This window comes from Dermabacter hominis NBRC 106157 (assembly GCF_001570785.1).
Taxonomy (GTDB): domain Bacteria; phylum Actinomycetota; class Actinomycetes; order Actinomycetales; family Dermabacteraceae; genus Dermabacter; species Dermabacter hominis.
Map to the genome: position 1 here is coordinate 38,100 of NZ_BCSI01000004.1, position 19,849 is coordinate 57,948.

A 19,849-nucleotide genomic window follows, 5' to 3' on the forward strand; every position below is an offset into this window, starting at 1 on the left:
GTGCCACCACACATTCCTGCCCCGTACCACTCGCGCGACATCGAGCGTTTCTTCGCGGAACTACCGAAGTCCCAGGCGCGCACGCCGTTTCAACGCGATCGCGCGCGAGTGCTGCACTCGTCGGCGCTCAGGCGCCTCGGTGCCAAGACCCAGGTGCTCGGGGCTGGCTCGAACGATTTTTCCCGCACCCGGCTCACTCACTCGCTCGAGGTCGCACAAGTGGGCCGCGATATCGCCCATGAACTTGGCTGCGACCCCGATATCGTGGACGCCGCATGCCTCTCACATGACCTCGGGCACCCGCCGTTTGGGCACAACGGCGAGCGGGTGCTCAATGAACTCGCGCGCGACATCGGCGGATTTGAGGGAAACGCTCAAACACTGCGCCTGCTCGCGAGGCTCGAACCGAAGGTCCTTGGCGGTGAAAGGAGCTACGGCCTCAATCTGACGCGGGCGGCGCTCGATGCAGCGATCAAATACCCGTGGCGGCGCGGTGAAGGCCCGAATCCCAACTCGCCTAAGTTCGGGGTTTATGAGGATGATCTGCCCGTGTATGAGTGGGCGCGCGAGGGCGCGCCCGAGCACCGTAAGTGCCTCGAGGCACAGGTCATGGATATTGCTGACGATATCGCCTATTCGGTGCACGATATCGAGGATGCGATAACGGGCGGAACGATCACGCTGCGGGCACTGAAAGATCCGCAAGAGCGCGAGGCCGCGCTCTATGTTGTCCAGGACTGGTACACCCCCCATCTCGAGATTAGTGACCTTGATGTCGCCCTTACGCGCCTCGAAAATGAAACGGTGTGGCAGTGGGAGCATTCGGGGGATCCGTTCTCCGCTGCGGCCCTGAAGGACATGTGCTCTCAGCTCATCGGCCGCTTCGTGGGATCGGTTGTCGAGGCGACTCGTCAGGCACACGGGCAGCACGCACTGGCACGCTTCGAAGGAAGCGTCGTGATTCCCGAGGACACCGAGCGAGAGATCTGCGTTCTCAAAGGGCTCGCGGCCGCATACGTCATGTCGAGCAGGGCTCAGCAGGGCGTGTATGCCCTCCAGGAGCAGATCCTTACGGATCTCTTTACGCTCTTTCGCCGCACGGGAGCGGCGCACCTGGATCCCATCTTTACCGTGCTGTACGAGCGGGCGAACACGCTTCAGGAGCGTGAGCGAGTTATCGTGGATCAGATCGCGTCGCTCACCGATGTCTCCGCAGTGCGGCTGCACTCCGAGTTCTTCTCTGGCGCCTACTCGGATGCGTTGGCGGGCGATGTGCCACTTCCCGGGTTCGGCCCGGAAATCCCGTTTAACTGAGCGAGGAAGGTGCGCGTGAAAGGCCTCATCAAACGCGAGGACATCGTGGCCGTGCGCGAGCGCGCGAACCTCGAAGAGATCGTCTCCGAGCACGTCTCCCTCAGGAGCGCGGGCCTAGGTTCGATGAAGGGCCTGTGCCCTTTCCACGACGAAAAGACTCCCTCGTTCAATATTCGCCCCGCGATCGGCCGCTACCACTGCTTCGGCTGCGGCGAAGGCGGAGACGTGATCGAGTTCGTCCAGAAGATCAACCACATGAGCTTCACCGAAGCCGTCGAATACTTGGCCTCTCGCTACGGCATCCAGTTGCGGTACGAAGATTCCTTCTCGCGCGGTGATCGCGATGGGGGTCCACGAACCGACTTTGGTACCCGCCAGCGGCTGCTCGCGGCCCACGAGGTAGCGGAGGAATTCTTCCGCGAACACCTCACGAGCCCCGAAGCTGAGATCGGGCGTCGATTTCTGGCGGAACGCGATTTTGGGCCGCGCGCGGCCGCCCACTTCGGGATCGGCTTCGCGCCGCAGGGGTGGGACAACCTCACGAGGCACTTGCGCTCGCGCGGCTTCACGGAGAAAGAGCTGACTCTCAGCGGGCTCGTCTCTGAAGGCCAGCGCGGTGTCTACGATCGTTTTCGTGGGCGCCTCGTGTGGCCTATTCGCGATGTCACGGGCAAAACGATCGGCTTCGGCGCGCGCCGGCTCTTTGAGGACGATAAAGGCCCGAAATACCTCAACACGCCCGAGACCCCCATCTACAAGAAATCGCAGGTACTTTACGGTCTCGACCTCGCGCGCAAGCACATTTCCGCAAAACGCCAGGTCGTCGTCATGGAGGGGTATACCGACGTCATGGCAGCCCACGCAGCCGGTATTGACACCGCCGTCGCTTCGTGCGGAACCGCCTTCGGCTCCGAGCACGTCACCCTCGTGCGCCGCATTATGGGCGACACTTCCGCGCTCAGCTCGCTGAGCCTTGCCAGCGGTGGCGGATCGTTCGCGGGAGCTGGGGGAGAAGTCATCTTCACGTTCGATGGCGACGAAGCGGGGCAAAACGCGGCTCTCAAAGCCTTCCGCGAAGACCAACGCTTCGTTGCCCAAACGTATGTCGCCGTCGACCCCCAGGGGATGGACCCGTGCGACATTCGCGTCAAGCGCGGTGAGGAAGCGCTCAAAGACGTCATCGCTGCCCGCATTCCCATGTTCGAGTTTGCTATTCGAGCAGCGCTGCGTTCCGTCGACCTCGACACCGCCGAAGGCCAGATCGCCGGCCTGCGAATGGCCGCCCCTGTCGTTGCACAGATCAGAGATCACGCGCTTCGCCCCGAGTACGCGCGCAGGCTCTCCGGGTGGCTTGGCCTCGATGAACGAACCGTTCAACGAGCGGTTCAGGACGCCGGAAAGGCGGTATACGAGCAGCGCAGGATCGCGCAGCAAGCGTCGGAATATGTGCCGGAGAGCCCCGGCGCGGGCAGTTCCGACGCCACGCACGCACCCGCCGATGCCGAACCCCTCCTGTCGCCCATTCGCCTGCGAGATATAGCGCAGACGCACGACCCGATCGAGACGGCCGAAGTGCAGGCACTGTCCCTCCTGCTTCAGGCGCCCTCATGCGTCAGTATCGAGGATGTGCATGCGCTGCCCGACGAGCCATTTCGCACGGTGACCCTTCAGAGCGTGTGGGACTGCGTGATCGCGACCGGCCTCTTCGAGGAAGCGGCGCACAAGAACGTCAGCGTGCGCGCGTTTGTCGAAGCGGTCATGGAAATTGCGGGTGATTCCTTGCGCCCGCTCATCGGCGACCTTGCCTCCTACCCGCTTCCCGCACGCGATGAGCAGCAACTGAGCCGTCTGGGCCCCGCGCTCATACGCCGTCTACAGCAGTTGAGCTTCACGCACGACATTTCCGAGCTGCGTCGCAAACTCGGAAGGCTCACCCCCGAGCGCGACGCCGAGGAGTACCGGGCGACCATGAATGCCCTTCAAGAGGCGCAGCATAAACTCCGCGCCCTCAAAGACTAGAGGCACGCGGAGTTTTTGGAAACGGTCGGTCAGCCGACGAGGTGAAGGCGGCGCGGCTCCTCACCGCTCGCGGCTACGCGGAATACCTCGAGCTCGCGATCCCACGCCTCGCCAAGAGCCTTGCCGATCTCCTGTTCGATGCGCGCGGCGTCGCCAGCACCAGCGGCAATGCAAAAACGAATACGGTCTTCGGTGAGCGTGACGTTGCCCGCCGCGTCGATCGCGGCGTGATGGATGCCGAGCGAGGGCGTGTACATCCACCGTGCCCCCTCTTCGCCGCCTCCCGGCTCTTGCGTGACTTCGAAGCGCACGCTGTCCCAGCCACGAAGCGCAGTCGCGAGGCGTGCACCAAGGCCTTCGGGGCCGGTCCAGTTGATCGCCATGCGTAGCTGCGAGGGATCACTTTCGTGGCGATGCCACTTTACGCGTACGGGCACACCAAGAACTCCGCTGACGGCCCATTCAAGATGAGGTGCGAGGGCACGCGGCACGGAGTGGATTGTGAGGGTTCCACGAGCCATGGGCTTACCTTTCGTATCAATCGAAACGTCTTCCCCACGATTCGCGTTGATACTTGCGGTGGCCAAGCTCGGGCCTTACGACAGTCTAGAGGTTTGCGCGGATAGCCCGCAATGCCTTCTTTTTCTCGCTCTTCTCGAGACCGTCGATATAAAGCGCACCGTCGAGATGACCCACCTCGTGCTGGATCAAGCGCGCGACAATTCCATCGCCCTCGAGCACGACTTTGTTTCCGTCAAGGTCAAGGCCCTCGCACGCCGCCTTCGCGGCGCGTTCGCGCGGAAACCACAGGTCCGGAACTGAAAGACAGCCTTCGTCACCGCCTTGCTTTTCCTCAGAAAGGTAGGTGATGACCGGATTCAGGATGTAGCCGAGCTCACCGTCGATGTTCCAGGAAAACGCGCGCAAGCTCACCCCGATTTGATTCGCGGCAAGACCGGCGCGCCCCTCCTCGTTGACGTTCTCCAGGAGATCCTCGACAAGGGCACGAACGCCAGGGGTGATGTCCTTGATCGGATCGCACTCGGTGCGCAGAACCGGGTCGCCAACAATGCGAATGTCGCGCTTGGCCATTACTTCTCCTCCTCGTGCGATGCAGCCGCGCCAGCGGAATGTGCATCGGTAATCGTGTGGCGCACTTCGGCCCCAGGAACGACAGTGCGCTGAATCGTGCACGCCGCATCAATGACGCGATCGATGACGGCGGCGAGCTTCTCCCGCTCTCGCTCATCAAGACCGGAGAGATCCAGCTGAATCGTCTCGTCAATCTCATGGTAGCGGTCGTCCTTTTCGTCGGACGTACCGTGCGCGTAAAGCCGCGCCGCAAAGTCCTCGCCGAGGCGCCGTGCAACCGAATGATCCATCGACATTCCCGCGCACCCAATGAGAGCGAGCTTCAAAAGCTCCCCGGGGCTGACGCGCCCTTCCTCGAGACCAATGGGGATCTCCACACCCGACTGAGTGTGACCCACGTACTGGCGAGTGGCGACTCGATCGACCCACACGCTGCCCGGTCCGAAATCCTCGGGCCGCTCAAATGACTCGGGCGAGTGAACACTCATGGGTACCTTCTTCCAGGCCTCGGGGCTTAACGCTACCGCGAAAAGTGAAGGCCCCGGGTTTCCCCGGGGCCTTCTGTTGCTCCCCCAATTGGACTTGAACCAATAACCCTTCGATTAACAGTCGAATGCTCTGCCGATTGAGCTATGGGGGATCGACTCGAAATACATTAGCAGCGCCCCGGCCTATCTCGCCAATTCAGAGGCTCAATCTGGCGCAGATGTGCCAAAGGCCACGCTCATGGCGCTCGGGCCGCGTCAACTTTTCTTCCGGGGCGCGAACCAGCGATAATGGTGCGCATACGCGGGCCCGTAGCTCAGTTGGTTAGAGCACCGGACTCATAATCCGTCGGTCGCGGGTTCAAGCCCCGCCGGGCCTACTCGCAACGCTCAGGAGTAGAGCAAACGGGGGCCGACAACCGTCGGACCCCGTTGCTTTTTTGGTGAGTTTTCGTTAGGCGCTCGCAAACACGACCGACATGTCGTGGCCGCCAAAGCCGAAGGCGTTGTTGATAGCGGCGATGTCTCCACTTGGGAGTTCGCGCGGCTGGCCGTTGGCGATGTCCATCGTGACGCCTTCATCGAGATTTTCGATGTTGATGGTCGGCGGAGCCAGGCGGTTGTGGAGGGCAAGGATCGTGAAGATTGATTCGACAGCGCCCGCGCCGCCGAGGAGGTGACCGGTCATCGACTTCGTCGAGGTGACGACGACCTGATCGGTCTCGCCCTCGAGGGCGATCGAGATGGACTCGAGTTCGTTGAGGTCGCCAAGCGGAGTCGAGGTGCCGTGCGCGTTGACGTGAACGACGTCGCGTGCGGCTAGGCCAGCGTCGGTGAGCGATTCACGGATTGCGCGCGCCTGACCTTCGGTGCTCGGTGCCGAGATATGGTGGGCATCGGATGCCATGCCGCGGCCGGCAAGGTAGGCGTAGATGTGGGCGCCGCGTGCCTTTGCGTGCTCCTCGGTCTCGATCACCATGATGCCTGCGCCCTCGCCTAGAACGAAACCGTCTCGATCGCGGTCGTAGGGGCGGGAGGCTGTCTCCGGGGAGTCTGTGCGGGTCGAGAGCGCACGGATGTTGGCGAAGCCGGCAAGGGGGAGCGGGTGCACGCAGCCCTCGGTGCCGCCGACGATTGCGATGTCTGCGCGGCCACTGCGAATGAAGTCAAGGCCGTGCGCGAGTGCTTCAGCGCCCGAGGCGCACGCCGAGACAGGAGTGTGGGCACCAGCCTTCGCCCCGAACTCGATCTCGATATGCGCGGCCGCGGAATTCGCCATGAGCATGGGGACGGTGAACGGATTCACGCGGCGCGCGCCGCGCTCTTTCACGGTGTCCCACTGGTCGAGGATCGTCCACACGCCACCGATTCCGGTACCGACCACAACGCCAAGGCGCAGAGGATCGATCTCGGGGCTGCCCGCGTCCTTCCAGGCCTCACGTGCGGCAATTATCGCGTACTGGCCGTTGGGGTCGAGCTTTTTAGCTTCAGGCTTCGACAGATAGTCGAGGGGATCGCCCGCAACCGTGCACGCGAAGTCGACGGCGAGTCCGTAGCGCTCGGCCCAATCGTTCTCGAGCGTGTGGGAGGTCGATTGTCCCGCAAGGGCGGCGTTCCAGGAGCTTTCAATGTCGACTCCAAGCGGGTTGAACGTGCCTAGGCCGGTAACAACTACGCGAGGGCTCTCGCTCATGGGTTCTCCTTGCGGGCGTGATGGAAAAGGGCGAAAAGATTAAAGTGCGCGCCCGCCGCTAACGGGCGAGCGCGCACCGGCAAAAATCAGGCCTGAGCGTTCTGGATGAACTTGACGGCGTCGCCAACGGTCACGAGGTTCTTGACCTCTTCGTCGGGGATGCGCACGTCGAACTTCTCCTCAGCGTTCACGACGATGGTCATCATCGAGATCGAGTCGATGTCGAGGTCGTCGGTGAAGGACTTGTCGAGCTGAACGTCAGCGGTCTCAACACCGGTTTCCTCGTTCACGATCTCGGCGAGGCCAGCGAGGATGTCTTCTTCGGTGTGTGCCATGAGGCTCTCCTTTGTGCTTTACGAATTAAATCAGCGGCATTAGCCTACAGGCATAAACCTGAAGGTTCTGGTTCCGACGGTTGCAAGTTTGACGTGTGTCTCGCTCTGCTCGATCGCGGCTTGTCCTGCGCTCGTGTGCGTGAGACCGTCCCGCGGGTTAGGTCCGGACCGGGCAAGCGAGGCACAACCTACGGCAAGACGACGATCTGGCAAGCGTAGGCGAGGCCGGCACCGAAACCGATCTGCACGCACACGTCGCCAGATTTCGCTTGGCCTTCTTCGAGGAGCCGGTGCACGGCGAGCGGAACCGATGCCGCCGACGTATTACCCGTGTCGGCAATGTCGCGGCCGATCACTACGCTTTCCGGAAGCTTCAGCTGCTTTGCGAGCTCGTCAATGATGCGCATGTTCGCCTGGTGGGGAACGAACACGTCAATGTCGTCGACGGTGAGCCCCGCCTCGTCGAGCGCTGAGCGAACGATCTCGGCGGTGTGCCATACCGCCCAGCGGAAGACGGTGCGCCCGTCTTGTTCGAGGGTCGGGAAACCGAGTTCGGGGTTGTCCCGGTACTCGAGCAGCGAGTGGGTCATGCGGATCGTGTCCCAGTTCTCGCCGTCGCTGCCCCAAATGGTGGGGCCGATCTTTGGTTCGTCGCTCGCGGATACGATCGCGGCGCCCGCCCCATCTCCGAGGAGGAACGAGATTGAACGGTCGGTGGGGGAGATGAGGTCTGAGAGCTTCTCTGCACCCACGATGAGCACGTTCGTTGCGGCGCTCGAGCGCACGAGAGCGTCGGCTTGTCCCACCGCGTAGCAGAAGCCTGCACACGCCGCCGAAATGTCGTAGGCGACTGCATCCTCAATCCCGAGTCGGGCCGCGAGGAGGGTTGCGGCCGAAGGCGTTTGATATTCAAACGAAATCGTCGAGACGATAACCGCGTCAATGGCCGAAGCGTCGAGACCCGACTTTTCGATTGCTTCCCGCGAGGCCTCTTCGGCGAGGTCGATGACGTGAATGCCTTCGCTCGCACGCTTGCGGGTCACGATGCCCGTGCGGCGGCGGATCCATTCGTCGGACGAGTCGATCGGGCCTGCGATGTCATCGTTCTTGACAACGAGGTCGCCGCGTGCGGCGCCGTAGGCGAGAATCTGCGAGCCCGCAACGGGCTTCGAGGGGCGAAGAGTGACCACCGAACCTATGCCTCCTTCGGGGTCTGGCCGGCATGCTCGCGCACGAAATCGCGCGCGGCATCGAGCTGATCGGGAGTATTGAGATCGAACCGAGCGATCGACTTTGCGTCCCGCTTGACGAGCCCGGTGAGGGTGCCTGCAGGTGCAAGTTCGAGGATGCCGGTGACACCCTCCGCCTCAAACGTGCGCATGCATGCAAGCCAATCGACGGTATGGGCGACTTGCGTGACGAGCGACTCAAGGAACGCCTGGCCGTCGTGGACGACGGCGCCATCGGCGTTTGAGACCACGGGAATCTGGGGGGTGCGCACCGAGTAGTCGCTTACTCGAGCGGCGAGCGCTTCTCGCGCGCTTTCCATGAACGGGGAGTGGAACGCGCCGGCCACCTGCAGCGGGATTACGCGAGCCTTTGCCGGCGGATTTTCCTTGAGGGTCTCGAGCTGGGCGAGCGAGCCGGCTGCGACGACCTGAGCCGCTCCGTTGATGTTTGCGGCAACGGCACCGGCGGCTTCGATCTTCGCGAGAACGTCCTCGCGCACACCGCCCACGACTGCCGCCATCCCGGTTTCTTCTGCCGCGGCGGCTTCTGCCATGGCCCGAGAGCGATCACGGACGAACTCCATCGCGTCCGTCTCCGTGAGGGTCCCGCTCAGACCAGCCGCGGCAACCTCACCGACCGAGTGCCCCGCGTAAAAATCGGGGCGCGGCATGTCGAGCGCGCCGAAAAGTACGCTGTGCACGATCAGGCTCGAGGCAACGAGAAGCGGCTGGGCAATCGCCGTGTCACGAATCGTGTCGGCATCCGACACGGTCCCGTGCTTCACAATGTCGACGCCAGCGGCTTCGCCGAGGGAGCCCGCATATTCCGCGACGCTATCGAGGTCCAGCCACGGGGCGAGAAACCCCGGTTTCTGAGCGCCCTGCCCGGGCGATGCAATGACGAGCACGCCACTGTCCTTTCACACTGTCGAACGAGAGGAGGCCGCTTCCGTGCGGAGCGCGGCCTCGAACATCGCGAGGGAGGCGTCGGCCCCCACCCCCGATGAAACTGCCAGGCGCGCGGCATGCGCAAGAGCCTCTTGAAGCGAGCGTTCTACCTCGCCCCAGGGTTTTATGCGCGTGCCCCGACGCCCATCGGTTTCCACAATACCTGCCGCCGCAAGTGACTTAATGGCCTTCGCCGCAGTGTTCGGTGCGACGTGGCAGGCTTCCGCGAGTGCACGGACGGAGGGCAACTTCTCACCCGGGGCGAGAGTGCCCTCCGCCGCGGCATTCGCGATTGAATCATGTAGCTGCGCTGCGGCGTTCGGCGCGGACGCGTCGACTCTAAGCCACGGCAGTTCAGCGGCCATGATGCTCAGGCGTCCCCGCCTGCGCCACCGGACGAACCGGCGTTGACGTTCAGCAGATCGTACTTGTCGATGGCCTGCTTGACGATCGACCGGTCAATCGTGCCTTGATCCGCGAGCGACTTGAGAGCGCGCACGACGAGCGACTCGCGGTCAATGTGCAGGTAGCGGCGGCCCGCAGCACGCGTGTCTGAGAACCCCCAGCCTTCGGCGCCGAGAACGGCATAGTCGTTCGGCATCCAGGGGCGGATCATGTCGGGAACGAGGTAGTCGAAGTCCGTGGTCGCCACGAACGGGCCTTCGGCGCCCTTGAGCTTCTCGACCATCCACGGCGTCCTGGGTTCCTCTTCGGGGTGGAGGAAGTTGTGCTTGTCCGCGGCGAGTGCGTCGTTGCGCATCTCGCTCCACGAGGTCACCGACCATACAGCCGAGCGAACGCCCCAGTCCCTGTAGAGAAGATCGCGTGCTTCGCGAGTCCACGGGACTGCAACGCCCGAGGCCATGAGCTGGGCAACGGGGCCGTCGCCCTCTTGAACGTCATCGACCTTGTACATGCCCTTGATGATGCCCTCGACATCGACATTCTCGGGTTCGACGGGCTGGTGGATCGGCTCGTTGTACACGGTCAGGTAGTAGAAGACTTCCTGGAGGCGCTCTTCGTTTTCCCCGTACATGCGTTGCAGGCCATCGCGCACGATGTGCCCGATCTCGTAACCGTAGGCGGGGTCGTAAATAACCGCACCGGGGTTCGTGTACGCGAGCAGCGGGGAGTGGCCATCCATGTGCTGGAGACCTTCACCCGCGAGGGTCGTCTTGCCGGCCGTTGCGCCGATCACGAAGCCCTTGGCCATCTGGTCGCCGGCGGCGTAGAAGAAGTCGCCGGTGCGCTGGAAGCCAAACATCGAGTAGAAGATGTAGAACGGCACGAGGGGTACTTCGTGCGTCGAGTAGGCCGTACCCGCAGCCGTGAAGGCGCTCGTCGAGCTGATCTCGTTAATGCCCATGTGCTTGATCTGACCCTGCGAGGATTCCTTGTACGCCAGGAGGAGATCGCGGTCCACCGAAAGGTAATTCTGGCCCTTCGGGTTGTAGATCTTCGCGGTCGGGAACATCGCGTCGAGGCCGAACGTGCGGGCCTCATCGGGAATGATCGGAACCCAGTATTTGCCGGTTTCCTTATCGCGCATGAGGTCCTTGAGAAGGCGCACGAGTGCCATCGTCGTGGCGACCTCCTGCTTACCGGAGCCGCGCTTCGCGACGGCCCAAGTCTTCTCGCCGGGAACCGTGAACGTCGCCTTCTTGTGGCGGTTATCGGGAACAACACCACCCAGTTCTGCGCGGCGCTCGCGCATGTACTGCATTTCGGGCGAGTCTTCGGCCGGCATGTAATACGGCTGGTTGTAAAGATCAGCCTCGAGTTGCTGATCAGTGAACGGAATGTGCAGCGTGTCGCGCAGCTGCTTGAGGTCATCGATCGTGAACTTCTTCATCTGGTGGGTCGCGTTACGGCCCGCGAAGTTCTTGCCGAGCACGTACCCCTTAATGGTGTGCACGAGGATGACGGTCGGCTTGCCGTTCTTGACTGTCGTGGCATGCTTGAACGCCGCATAGATCTTCTTGGGGTCGTGGCCGCCGCGCTTGAGACCCCACCAAATGTCGGCATCGCTCATGTCTTCGACGAGGGCCTTCGTGCGCGGGTCGCGGCCGAAGAAGTTATCGCGGATGAAGCCGCCCGATTCGGCGCGGAACGTTTGGAAGTCGCCGTCGGGGGTTGTGTTCATGAGGTCCACGAGGGCGCCGTCGGTGTCTGCGGCGAAGAGCTTGTCCCAGCCCTCGCCCCACACGACCTTCACGACATTCCAGCCCGCGCCGCGGAACTGGGCTTCAAGCTCCTGAATGATCTTGCCGTTGCCACGCACGGGGCCGTCGAGGCGCTGGAGGTTGCAGTTGACGACGAACGTGAGGTTGTCGAGTTGCTCGTTAGCGGCGATGTGGAGGGCGCCTCGCGATTCGACCTCGTCCATTTCGCCGTCGCCCAGGAACGCCCACACGTGCTGCTCGCTCGTGTCCTTCAGGCCACGGTTGTGGAGGTAGCGGTTAATGGATGCTTGCTCAATTGCGTTGACGGGGCCGATGCCCATCGAAACGGTGGGGAACTGCCAGAACTCCGGCATCGCGCGCGGGTGCGGGTAGCTGGGGATTCCGTGCGGGTTCGACTTTTCCTGGCGGAAACCGTCGAGATCCTTTTCACTCAGGCGCCCCATGAGGAAGGCTCGCGAGTAGATACCGGGGGAGGCGTGGCCCTGGAAGAACACCTGGTCGCCACCGCCGCGGTGTTCGCGACCGCGGAAGAAGTGGTTGAAGCCAACCTCGTAGACGGTGGAAATGGAGGCGTAGCTCGAGAGGTGGCCACCGACGCCGATTTCGGGGCGCTGTGCGCGATGAACCTGCATTGCTGCGTTCCAGCGCACGGCCCGTCGGATCGACTTCTCGATGTCGAGATCGCCCGGGTACTCGGGCTCGTCCTTCGCGGCGATGGTGTTGACGTAGTCGGTGTTTTCCACGCTTGGAACGTCAACATTCTTTTCGCGTGCGCGCGTGAGGAGGTTGCCGACGATGTGGGAGGCACGCTCCGCGCCGCTGTTCGCTACGACCGCGTCGAGCGAGTCGATCCACTCCCTCGTTTCTTCGGGATCCACGTCGTTCGCGTGGCTGGGAAGACCGATCCCTTGACGCCCGGTGATGTCGTTCGAGTTCACGCTGTTGTTCTCCCTCATGGTGTGAGTGAAAAGGGCTGTGCCTAAAGGCCCGCCATTGTGCCGTCCTAGCGTATAGCGTGCGCCCGAACGAGAGGTGAGCGCGGGGCGGTTAAAGGTGCCGCGGGTCTCATACTTCGGGCGTGGTTTCACGTCGTGTTTTTGTGAGTGACACCGCCGGAGTCCTTAGGTACAGTTGGAGCGTCCCGAGATCCTCCATCTCATTTCCGACCTCCGAAGGAGTCGCCCCTTGTCACCGGTTGCAGCTTCGAGCGACAACCTTGCCGAAGTTTTTGAGTTCCACGAAGGCCAGCTCGTGCAGGAATTCGGGTATGACGACGATGTAGATCTCGACCTTCGCGATGCCATCGAGGACCTTATCGACGCCGACCTCGAAGATGAGTACTCCCGCGAGATCGTGGACGGTGTCATTATGTGGTGGCGCGATGGTGACGGTGATCTCACCGATGCGCTCGTCGATTGCCTGTCGAGCCTCGTCGCCGGAGGGCCCGTATGGCTGCTCACGCCGAAACCCGGCCGCCCGGGTCACGTGGATCCCGCGGATATCCAGGAAGCGGCGAACACCGCCGGCTTGCGCGGAATGAATGCGGTTTCGCTTGCGCCGGATTGGTCTGGCACGCGGTTGGCCTCGCGGTCGTAGTTTTCGCGGAAGAGTTTTCCGACGCCTTTCCGCTTCCCGTTTTGCCGAATCCGGCCGCTCGTGCGACGATAGTCCGCGCGGGTCTTTAGCTCAGTTGGTTAGAGCGCCACGTTTACACCGTGGATGTCGGGGGTTCGAGTCCCTCAAGACCCACGTAAGATGAGAAAATCGAAACTTGCCCCGCCTGATGGCGGGGCAGTTTTGTTTCTGCGGTGACGTGCACCGGGGCGCCGATGCTGGTGTGGGCAAGGACGGTGGGGGTGGTCTGCTCGGGTGTGCAGGTGGCGTTTTCTTCATCGTCGATGGTGATGCGGGTGAACAAGGCGCGGTTGAGGATGCGTCGTTCGGCTGGGGCGCACTTGTTGTAGAGGTTGTCGAGGAGTTTGGTGAGCCGGTCCAAGCCTGTTCGGGCCTCGGCGTAGGTGTCGGTGAGGTTGTCGAGCCGTGTGCTGATCTGGTCGAGGCTGGCGCGGATGCGGTCTTGCTCGCTCTTGAGGAGGTCGAGGGGGATCGCGTCGGCGTAGTGGGCCTGGACGAGCTTGAGGCGTTCGGCTTCGAGCTTGTCGCGCTGGGCGGTCAGGAGCATGCGTTCGTCCTCGCTGGATCCTTCGAGCTGGTCGAACACGTCGTTGAGGACCTTCCGGACGTGCTCAGCCTGGGTTGGGCTCAGGGAGTTGCGCTGGTAGGTGCTTTCGATCTCAGCTTCGGCGCGTTCGGCGAGGATCGCGGAGCGGGTGCATGACACTGCGGTGCATGTCGTAGATAGTCGCAGAAGATGATGCACAACACGCTCGCCTGAGAAGCCCGTCGGTCTCGCGCTAGACAGTGGGAAGCAAGAAACTTGTCCGGCGGTGCCATCGTGCCCGGGGCAATCCGCTGATTCCCCTTGGGTTGCGGTTAGAGCTTGGTAGCGATCTTCATGAGCGTGTTCCAATTTCGAGCGGTCGCCGTCCCCCCGAAGCGCTTCTCCAAGGCAGTATGTGAGACCTTCATCGCCTTGACGCCACCAGGGGTCCACACGAACGCGGTGCGCCCGATGAGCCGTACTACTTCAGGACTGACATCTTCTGACTCTAGGGCCGCAACTTCCGCCATAGCGGGCGTTGCAGACAGGAAGATAGCCAAGTACTTGGAATAGTCGGTAGCGACGTCTGCTAAAGGATTGCTCGCCAAGACCTCGCGTACTTCGTCGGCTTGCCGCACCACCATGGGGACCGTAACTCCAAAGGCATCAGCCATTACCGACTGCACCTCAATGATAACTTGATCCTCACTCCCTGACCGAGAGGCAATAATGTTCCCACTTTGACCAATCGTGACGACAGCCTCGAACCCCGCGTCAGTGAGCGCGGAACGCAGTTCAGACATTGGTACCCGGTTGTTGTTGCCTACGTTGATGCCACGCGGCATGACAAGCCAGCGAGTCATGCGAGTTTGTAGTCAAACGTATAGGAGTGGTCACCGTCAACGTCGTCGATGGTCAAGGTGCCACTGATCCCGGTCAGCTCACCAGTACCCGTCCCAGGAACGATAACCACGGACAACTCCGGTTCCCCATGAGCGACGATTCCATGGTGTTGCAAGACGAAGGTGCCTTCCTTGCCATTAAGGGTGCCGGTGAAGTGTTCGATCGCGACATAACCAGCCGAACCGGGATCCGGGGTGCGCGCTGCGATCATATGCGCTTCGGAGGTGCCGGTGACCGCACCTGTGAAGGTCTTACGCACCACATTGCGGTTGATTGTGACCCCGTCCTGCTCATAGAAAGGGGGCTCACTGTCAGTGGTGACCTCGAATGGTCCGCGAAGGATGGTCATTTTTCCCCTCTTCAATTGAGGCGGCGAATCGCCGGCGATAAGTTGGCATCTGCCTGCGGTCTCGGGGGGGCCGAGGTCTCCTCAGACGCGCTCTCCCCGGGCACCGTAACACACCTCTTGGGGTTCGGTCATGTTGACGTGGCCCTGCTACGACGACCGCCCCTAGAAGGTATGGACCATCAGCATCAACCAATTCAACCGCGGTGAAGTCGACTCTTGGATGATCGGTCAAAGTGCCTCGAGTCAACGTTCGCTCGATGTCCCGAGATTTTTGTGTTCTGGAGCGTTAAGGTGTGACTTATGGTCAACGGTTCATCGCGCACAGCCAAACGGGGGGCGTAGGCGCACCGCGTACATTGTTGTCGCAATTGTTGCTGTCGTTGCGTTTCTTGCGATGGTAGGAGTTGCCCAGTTCACCTCGGGAAATACCAACGCTTCCAGTGACGGGTTAGCTCAGAGGAGTTCATCATCCTCGAATGAGAACACAAACGACGGGTCATCGTCCGGTCACGAAGGCAATGCCACCGATCGAGACACTCGACCAAGCAGCGATGGCGACGTTGCGCTCATCCTCGTCCTCGAACGTGAACCGGATGATCGCGAGTGTCGCGGGCAGCATCAGTGCTGCACCCACCGCGAGTAGTGCCCGCGCGACGATCAGCACCCACACGTTTGGAGAAAAGGCTGCGAGTAGGGAAGCTATCCCGAACGCGCTGATGCCAATCTGGAACACCAGCTTGTGTCCGAACCTATCCCCGAGCGTCCCGGTGCCCAGCAGTAGGCCAGTCATGACGAGGGGGTACATGTTGATGATCCACAGTGACTCACTTACGCTCGCCGACAACTCGTCCGTCAGAAGAGGCACGACCACGTAGAGAATCGAAGTGTCGACCGTTGCAAGCAGCAAACCGAGAGAAACGGCGGTGAGCACGAACCGCCGTGTGCGCTGCGAGGCCGGCGCAGGGGATCTTGAGTCATCTCAGCCTTGCAATATTCCGATACGTCGTCAGAGCGCGGTAGATTTGGGGGTCGTATACAGGGAGCCTGAAAGTCAGACTCCTGATCATTGGCGCATGTGCTCGGAGGCAAGTCGCGCGAAGATGAGGGTGTCGGTCCATTCGCCCTTGCTGAACCAGTCCTGGACGTGACGTGCTTCGAGCCGGAGCCCGACACGACGAGCCAGTGCTGCCGAGGCGCTGTTGCGGGCATCCACCTGCGCGGTGATGCGGTGGAGCCGGTAGTGGTCAAACCCGAGGGCGAGTACTGCTCGGACGGCTTCGCTGGCGAAACCTTGCCCACCGTGCGCTGGGTCGAGAACCCACCCGATCTCGCCTTGACGGTGCTCGTGATCGGTGAGCCACAACGCGACGTCTCCGATTGGGACGCCGTCATGCTCGATGACCAGCGCAAGCGCGCCACTCTCGCCATCGATGTCAGTCTTCGCTAGACGTTCGGTGAGCTTGTCGTGGGTGACTTCCGCGGTCCATGGCTCGTCCAGCAGGTAGCGGGCAACGTCGGGTCGCGAGTACAGCTCGTGAAGCCATTCGGTATCGTCGGCGTTATGCGGACGGAGCCGAAGCCGCTCCGTCGCCAACGGCCACTGGGCGGTGGGCTTGAGATCGCGCCGGTAATGGAAAAGTTCCTCGCGCTGTCCTGCGGGCGTGGTCCCGACGGCTCGCTCGACCTCATGGAACCCTGCGTTCGTCAAGCACCGCTGGGAGGCCCTGTTCTCCAGGAGCGTGCGTGCTGTCAAGGTTCGCAGTCCACTGTTGCGTGCGAAGCGCGATGCCAACTCCAGGCCCCGACGAGCGTGCCCTGCTCCCCGCGCATCCGGATGAATCCAGAACCCGACCTCGGCAGCCTCGGAGCTGACGTCGAAGAGCACCAAGGAGCCCACAAACCGGTCCGTCTCGGCGTCGGCAAGTGCGAGAACTGCCAGCGTGCCGGACGACAGACCCTCAGCAACCTCGTCACGGATCATCCGTCGCACGGACTCGGGGGTGTAGTCGGACTCGGGCAGGTGGCCGAAGCGCCGCACAGCTTCATCCTTGGTGCCGGCTGCATACGCGCCTGCGTCCAGCTCAAAGAGGGGGCGTAGGCGAGTGTTCTCAAAGGTGATCGGGAGGGTGGTGGCATCCAGCATGCTCGAAACCTAACATAGAATGGATAGCTAACGGAAGCGTGTTTGGTTAGGCTGGTGGGGTGAGCTACTGGGAACATCGCAAACCTGTGCGACGCCTTCGCGCAGTGGACATCGGGGAGGTTGCGAGGGCATCGGTGAGGCTGCTGGACGAAGGCGGGTTGAGGGCCCTCACCCTGCGATCTGTGGCACAACAGGTGGGTGTCGCTCCAGCCAGCTTGTACTCCCGCGTCGAATCCGTCGACGACCTGTTCGACCTCGCCCTCGACACAGCGCTTGCAGACGATCCTGTGATGTCCGAGTCGATCCGCAACGCCGACCTGTCTGCCCTGATGCACGCCTTCTTCGCACACCTCACGACCCACCGGTGGGCCGGTCAGGTCATCGGTATGCGCGCTCCCAGGGGCCCGGCGTACCTGGCCCTTTCCGAGCGGATGTGCGTCCTGGTCGAACAAGCGGGTACCCCGGATCCGCTGGGAACTGCCTACCTATTGTCCAACCTGGTGATTGGCGCTTCGCTGACCGCACCCATGGCGTCTGACGAGAAGCGCGTCGCCATTGACCCTGACCAAGCTCCTACCTATGCGCGGCTCCACGCGACGCACCACGTCAGCCCACGCGAGATTCTCTCCGACGGCCTCACGGCACTCCTGTCGTGAGGGGGCCTTTTGATTCGGGGCCGCCGTGCATTGCTGATGGCCACGGACTGGTCTCCGTGAGAGTGCGCCCCTTCGCAGTGCGCCGATAGTCGGACGGGCTGATGCCGACATCGTTCGCGATCGCGCGGAGCGCTTTGCCATCGTGATACCGCCGATCCAGAGAGTTGACTGCCTCGCTACCGATGCTGCGGTACGGACTTACCGGTTCTGGCTCACGTTGGGCAGGCGCCCCGCGCGACTGCGGTTCGTCCGGTGCAGTGATCTCATGGAACCCACCGGTGGGGCGAGTTTCTACAAGCTTTCTGCTAGGTCCACCATCGCAACCCTTGCTCTTCGCGAAGAGTGAGGGTGTTGTGACGTTGTGTTCTGGTTGCTCAGTCGCGGTGAGCGCACGGCGTGTCGCCAATGCGGGCGCAGCGCTTGTATCTTCGCTCCGGACGAAGGAAGGGGCCCGTGGCCCGAACGGCTCGTGTGAGGCTCTGACACATTTCCCACAGATTTGCGCTTTTCGTGTTGCAAAATTTCTATACTGGTTTGCGCACGCTCGAACGGTCGACAAGGAGCATTCATCCATGACACCTGAAGTGTCCGCGCAGCATCCCGGACTCGACGTCGAGGCTATCCGCCGCGACTTCCCGATTCTCCATCAGAACCTCGCGGATGAGAGACCGCTGGTGTATCTGGACTCGGGGGCGACAAGTCAGCGCCCCCAGAGCGTGATCGATGCTGAAGTCGCGTTTCTCACGGCGAGCAACGCGGCGGTTAAGCGCGGCGCCCACCAGCTCGCGGAGGCGGCAACGGATCGTTACGAGGGGGCGCGCGAATCCATCGCTAGTTTTATTGGTGCGACGGACCCTCGGGAACTCGTCTTTACCAAGAATGCGACCGAGGCACTCAACCTCGTGGCGTATGCACTCGGTAATGCAGACTCGTCAACGCCGGAACACCTATGCGTGCACGAAGGCGATGAAATTCTCGTCACCGAGATGGAGCACCATTCGAACCTCGTGCCGTGGCAGGAACTTGCCCGCCGCACGGGAGCAACGCTTCGCTACATCCCCCTGACGGACGATTTCGAGCTCGACCTCACCGATATAGATTCGCTGCTGAATGAACGCACGAAGGTTTTCGCTTTCGCGCATCAATCCAATGTGCTCGGCACGATCAATCCGGTTTCCACTCTCGTGGCGCGTGCCCGCGATGTCGGTGCCCTTACAGTGCTCGACGCATGCCAATCCACACCTCACATGCCGATCGATGTCGCGGAGCTCGGCGTCGATTTTCTTGCGTTTTCGGGGCACAAGATGCTCGGGCCCACGGGCATCGGCGCACTGTGGGGGCGCTACGAACTGCTCGCCGAGCTCCCACCCTTCTTGCTCGGAGGGTCGATGATCGAAGTTGTCCACATGGATCACACGACGTTTGCGGAGCCTCCGGCCCGTTTTGAGGCGGGAACCCCGATGATCTCCCAGGCCATTGGGCTTGAGGCGGCCGTCGGATACCTCCGCAGCCTGGGCATGGCGAACGTTGCCGCCCACGAAGCTGACCTGACCGCACGGGCTCTCGACAACCTCTCGCAGATCGACGGCGTACGGATTATCGGCAAGGGGCCGAGTACCGGACGCGTGGGTGCTGTTGCTTTTAGCGTCGAGGGGCGGCACCCTCACGACATCGGCCACGTTCTCGACTCCCTTGGGGTTGAAGTACGCGTGGGGCATCATTGCGCGTGGCCGCTTCATCGTCGATATGGTGTTCACGGAACGACGCGCGCAAGTTTCAGCGTGTACAACACAATCGACGAAGTTGACCGCCTCGCGTCTGCACTCGAGGAAGCCATCTCGTTTTTCAAAGGATTTGATCGATGAACCTCAATGCGATGTACTCCGAGCTCATTTTCGAGCACGACAAGCGCCCCCAGAATTTTGGGCTTCGCGAGCCGTTCCAATCCGAAGTTCACCACGTCAACCCGACGTGTGGGGACGAGATCACGCTGCGCCTCCAGCTTGATGGCGACGCGGACAACCCGACGATCACGGATCTGTCCTATGACGCGACGGGGTGCGCCATGAGCCGCGCCTCCGCCTCCATCATGAGCGATCTGCTCATCGGCGAGAGCCTCCAGGATGCACAGAAGACGTTTGACCACTTCGACGAGGTCATGCACTCTCGCGGCAAAAACGAAGGCGACGAAGACATCATTGGTGATGGGATCGCACTCGTGGGCGCAGCAAAGTTTCCCGGCCGCGTGAAGTGCGTGCTCATGCCGTGGAAGGCCTATCAGGCGGCCCTCGCCGAAGCTCAAGCTGCGCGCGGATCGCAATCCTGACTCTCGTTCACCG

Annotated in this window: 20 protein-coding genes and 3 tRNA genes; 9 read left to right on the forward strand and 14 right to left on the reverse strand. The window is 62.1% G+C overall.

The genetic code is table 11. The features are described 5' to 3' along the window. Together DEHOM01_RS05555 and dnaG are read left to right on the forward strand one after the other, a co-directional pair. A complete protein-coding gene (locus DEHOM01_RS05555; protein ID WP_061211877.1) occupies positions 1-1,314 on the forward strand; it encodes a deoxyguanosinetriphosphate triphosphohydrolase in 1,314 nt (437 codons plus the stop codon). 15 nt (positions 1,315-1,329) lie between these two features. Then, positions 1,330-3,333 carry a DNA primase gene (gene dnaG / locus DEHOM01_RS05560; RefSeq protein ID WP_061211878.1) on the forward strand — a complete coding sequence of 668 codons (2,004 nt, stop codon included), beginning with the start codon at positions 1,330-1,332 and terminating at the stop codon, positions 3,331-3,333. 29 nt (positions 3,334-3,362) lie between these two features. On the opposite strand, the gene DEHOM01_RS05565 is transcribed toward dnaG, so the two are convergent. The 4 genes from DEHOM01_RS05565 to DEHOM01_RS05580 form a co-directional block, all read right to left on the reverse strand. After that, complete coding sequence (locus DEHOM01_RS05565) at positions 3,363-3,920, reverse strand: DUF3145 family protein (protein ID WP_439645383.1); 558 nt, start codon at positions 3,918-3,920, stop codon at positions 3,363-3,365. 19 nt (positions 3,921-3,939) lie between these two features. Then, complete coding sequence (locus DEHOM01_RS05570) at positions 3,940-4,425, reverse strand: peptide deformylase (protein WP_061211879.1); 486 nt, start codon at positions 4,423-4,425, stop codon at positions 3,940-3,942. Then, positions 4,425-4,913 (reverse strand): OsmC family protein, encoded by a 489-nt coding sequence (locus tag DEHOM01_RS05575; RefSeq protein ID WP_061211880.1) that lies wholly within the window; start codon positions 4,911-4,913, stop codon positions 4,425-4,427. Before DEHOM01_RS05575 ends, DEHOM01_RS05570 begins: the two co-directional genes overlap by 1 nt. 79 nt (positions 4,914-4,992) lie before the next feature. Then, positions 4,993-5,065, reverse strand: a tRNA-Asn gene (locus DEHOM01_RS05580). Between the two features lie 151 nt (positions 5,066-5,216). Between DEHOM01_RS05580 and DEHOM01_RS05585 the strand changes: the two genes are divergently transcribed. Then, positions 5,217-5,290: transfer RNA gene (locus tag DEHOM01_RS05585), tRNA-Ile, on the forward strand. Positions 5,291-5,364: 74 nt separating this feature from the next. Here the strand turns inward: DEHOM01_RS05585 and DEHOM01_RS05590 are convergent. From DEHOM01_RS05590 to aceE, 6 genes are all read right to left on the reverse strand, one after another. Next, positions 5,365-6,603: a beta-ketoacyl-[acyl-carrier-protein] synthase family protein gene (locus tag DEHOM01_RS05590; RefSeq protein ID WP_061211881.1), complete on the reverse strand. Its 1,239-nt coding sequence runs from the start codon at positions 6,601-6,603 to the stop codon at positions 5,365-5,367. 86 nt (positions 6,604-6,689) lie between these two features. Beyond that, positions 6,690-6,938: an acyl carrier protein gene (locus DEHOM01_RS05595; protein ID WP_016664495.1), complete on the reverse strand. Its 249-nt coding sequence runs from the start codon at positions 6,936-6,938 to the stop codon at positions 6,690-6,692. A gap of 188 nt (positions 6,939-7,126) precedes the next feature. Then, on the reverse strand, positions 7,127-8,128 hold the full coding sequence (locus DEHOM01_RS05600) for a beta-ketoacyl-ACP synthase III (RefSeq protein WP_061211882.1): 1,002 nt from the start codon (positions 8,126-8,128) through the stop codon (positions 7,127-7,129). 5 nt (positions 8,129-8,133) lie between these two features. After that, entirely contained in the window at positions 8,134-9,075 is a 942-nt protein-coding gene (locus tag DEHOM01_RS05605; RefSeq protein ID WP_061211883.1) for an ACP S-malonyltransferase, read from the reverse strand. A gap of 12 nt (positions 9,076-9,087) precedes the next feature. Further along, complete coding sequence (locus tag DEHOM01_RS05610; RefSeq protein ID WP_061211884.1) at positions 9,088-9,480, reverse strand: GntR family transcriptional regulator; 393 nt, start codon at positions 9,478-9,480, stop codon at positions 9,088-9,090. 5 nt (positions 9,481-9,485) lie between these two features. Next, positions 9,486-12,254 carry a pyruvate dehydrogenase (acetyl-transferring), homodimeric type gene (aceE, locus tag DEHOM01_RS05615; RefSeq protein ID WP_245630663.1) on the reverse strand — a complete coding sequence of 923 codons (2,769 nt, stop codon included), beginning with the start codon at positions 12,252-12,254 and terminating at the stop codon, positions 9,486-9,488. Positions 12,255-12,483: 229 nt separating this feature from the next. Between aceE and DEHOM01_RS05620 the strand changes: the two genes are divergently transcribed. The 3 genes from DEHOM01_RS05620 (at position 12,484) to DEHOM01_RS05630 (ending at position 13,636) form a co-directional block, all read left to right on the forward strand. Further along, positions 12,484-12,894: a DUF3052 domain-containing protein gene (locus DEHOM01_RS05620; protein ID WP_016664500.1), complete on the forward strand. Its 411-nt coding sequence runs from the start codon at positions 12,484-12,486 to the stop codon at positions 12,892-12,894. A gap of 79 nt (positions 12,895-12,973) precedes the next feature. After that, positions 12,974-13,047 (forward strand) — tRNA-Val (locus DEHOM01_RS05625). 22 nt (positions 13,048-13,069) lie between these two features. After that, complete coding sequence (locus tag DEHOM01_RS05630; RefSeq protein WP_156468310.1) at positions 13,070-13,636, forward strand: hypothetical protein; 567 nt, start codon at positions 13,070-13,072, stop codon at positions 13,634-13,636. Between the two features lie 155 nt (positions 13,637-13,791). Here the strand turns inward: DEHOM01_RS05630 and DEHOM01_RS05635 are convergent, their stop codons facing one another. The 4 genes from DEHOM01_RS05635 to DEHOM01_RS05650 form a co-directional block, all read right to left on the reverse strand. Next, a complete protein-coding gene (locus tag DEHOM01_RS05635; protein ID WP_061211887.1) occupies positions 13,792-14,322 on the reverse strand; it encodes a DUF1697 domain-containing protein in 531 nt (176 codons plus the stop codon). After that, positions 14,319-14,711 carry a DUF3224 domain-containing protein gene (locus DEHOM01_RS05640; RefSeq protein ID WP_061211888.1) on the reverse strand — a complete coding sequence of 131 codons (393 nt, stop codon included), beginning with the start codon at positions 14,709-14,711 and terminating at the stop codon, positions 14,319-14,321. Before DEHOM01_RS05640 ends, DEHOM01_RS05635 begins: the two co-directional genes overlap by 4 nt. Before the next feature lie 496 nt (positions 14,712-15,207). Beyond that, positions 15,208-15,642 (reverse strand): MFS transporter, encoded by a 435-nt coding sequence (locus tag DEHOM01_RS05645; RefSeq protein ID WP_061211889.1) that lies wholly within the window; start codon positions 15,640-15,642, stop codon positions 15,208-15,210. Between the two features lie 132 nt (positions 15,643-15,774). Then, the gene (locus tag DEHOM01_RS05650; protein WP_061211890.1) at positions 15,775-16,854 is read right to left on the reverse strand and encodes a GNAT family N-acetyltransferase; all 1,080 of its coding nucleotides are present in this window, start codon (positions 16,852-16,854) and stop codon (positions 15,775-15,777) included. A 134-nt stretch (positions 16,855-16,988) separates the two neighbouring features. On the opposite strand from DEHOM01_RS05650, the gene DEHOM01_RS05655 reads away from it, so the two are divergent. The 3 genes from DEHOM01_RS05655 (at position 16,989) to sufU (ending at position 19,836) form a co-directional block, all read left to right on the forward strand. Further along, positions 16,989-17,510, forward strand: a complete 522-nt coding sequence (locus DEHOM01_RS05655) for a TetR/AcrR family transcriptional regulator (protein WP_061211990.1) — start codon at positions 16,989-16,991, stop codon at positions 17,508-17,510. 572 nt (positions 17,511-18,082) lie between these two features. Next, positions 18,083-19,375, forward strand: coding sequence for an aminotransferase class V-fold PLP-dependent enzyme (locus DEHOM01_RS05660; protein WP_061211891.1), 1,293 nt, complete (start codon positions 18,083-18,085; stop codon positions 19,373-19,375). Then, positions 19,372-19,836 (forward strand): Fe-S cluster assembly sulfur transfer protein SufU, encoded by a 465-nt coding sequence (gene sufU / locus DEHOM01_RS05665; RefSeq protein ID WP_016664504.1) that lies wholly within the window; start codon positions 19,372-19,374, stop codon positions 19,834-19,836. The genes DEHOM01_RS05660 and sufU overlap by 4 nt, the downstream gene beginning before the upstream one ends. Positions 19,837-19,849: the final 13 nt, after the last annotated feature.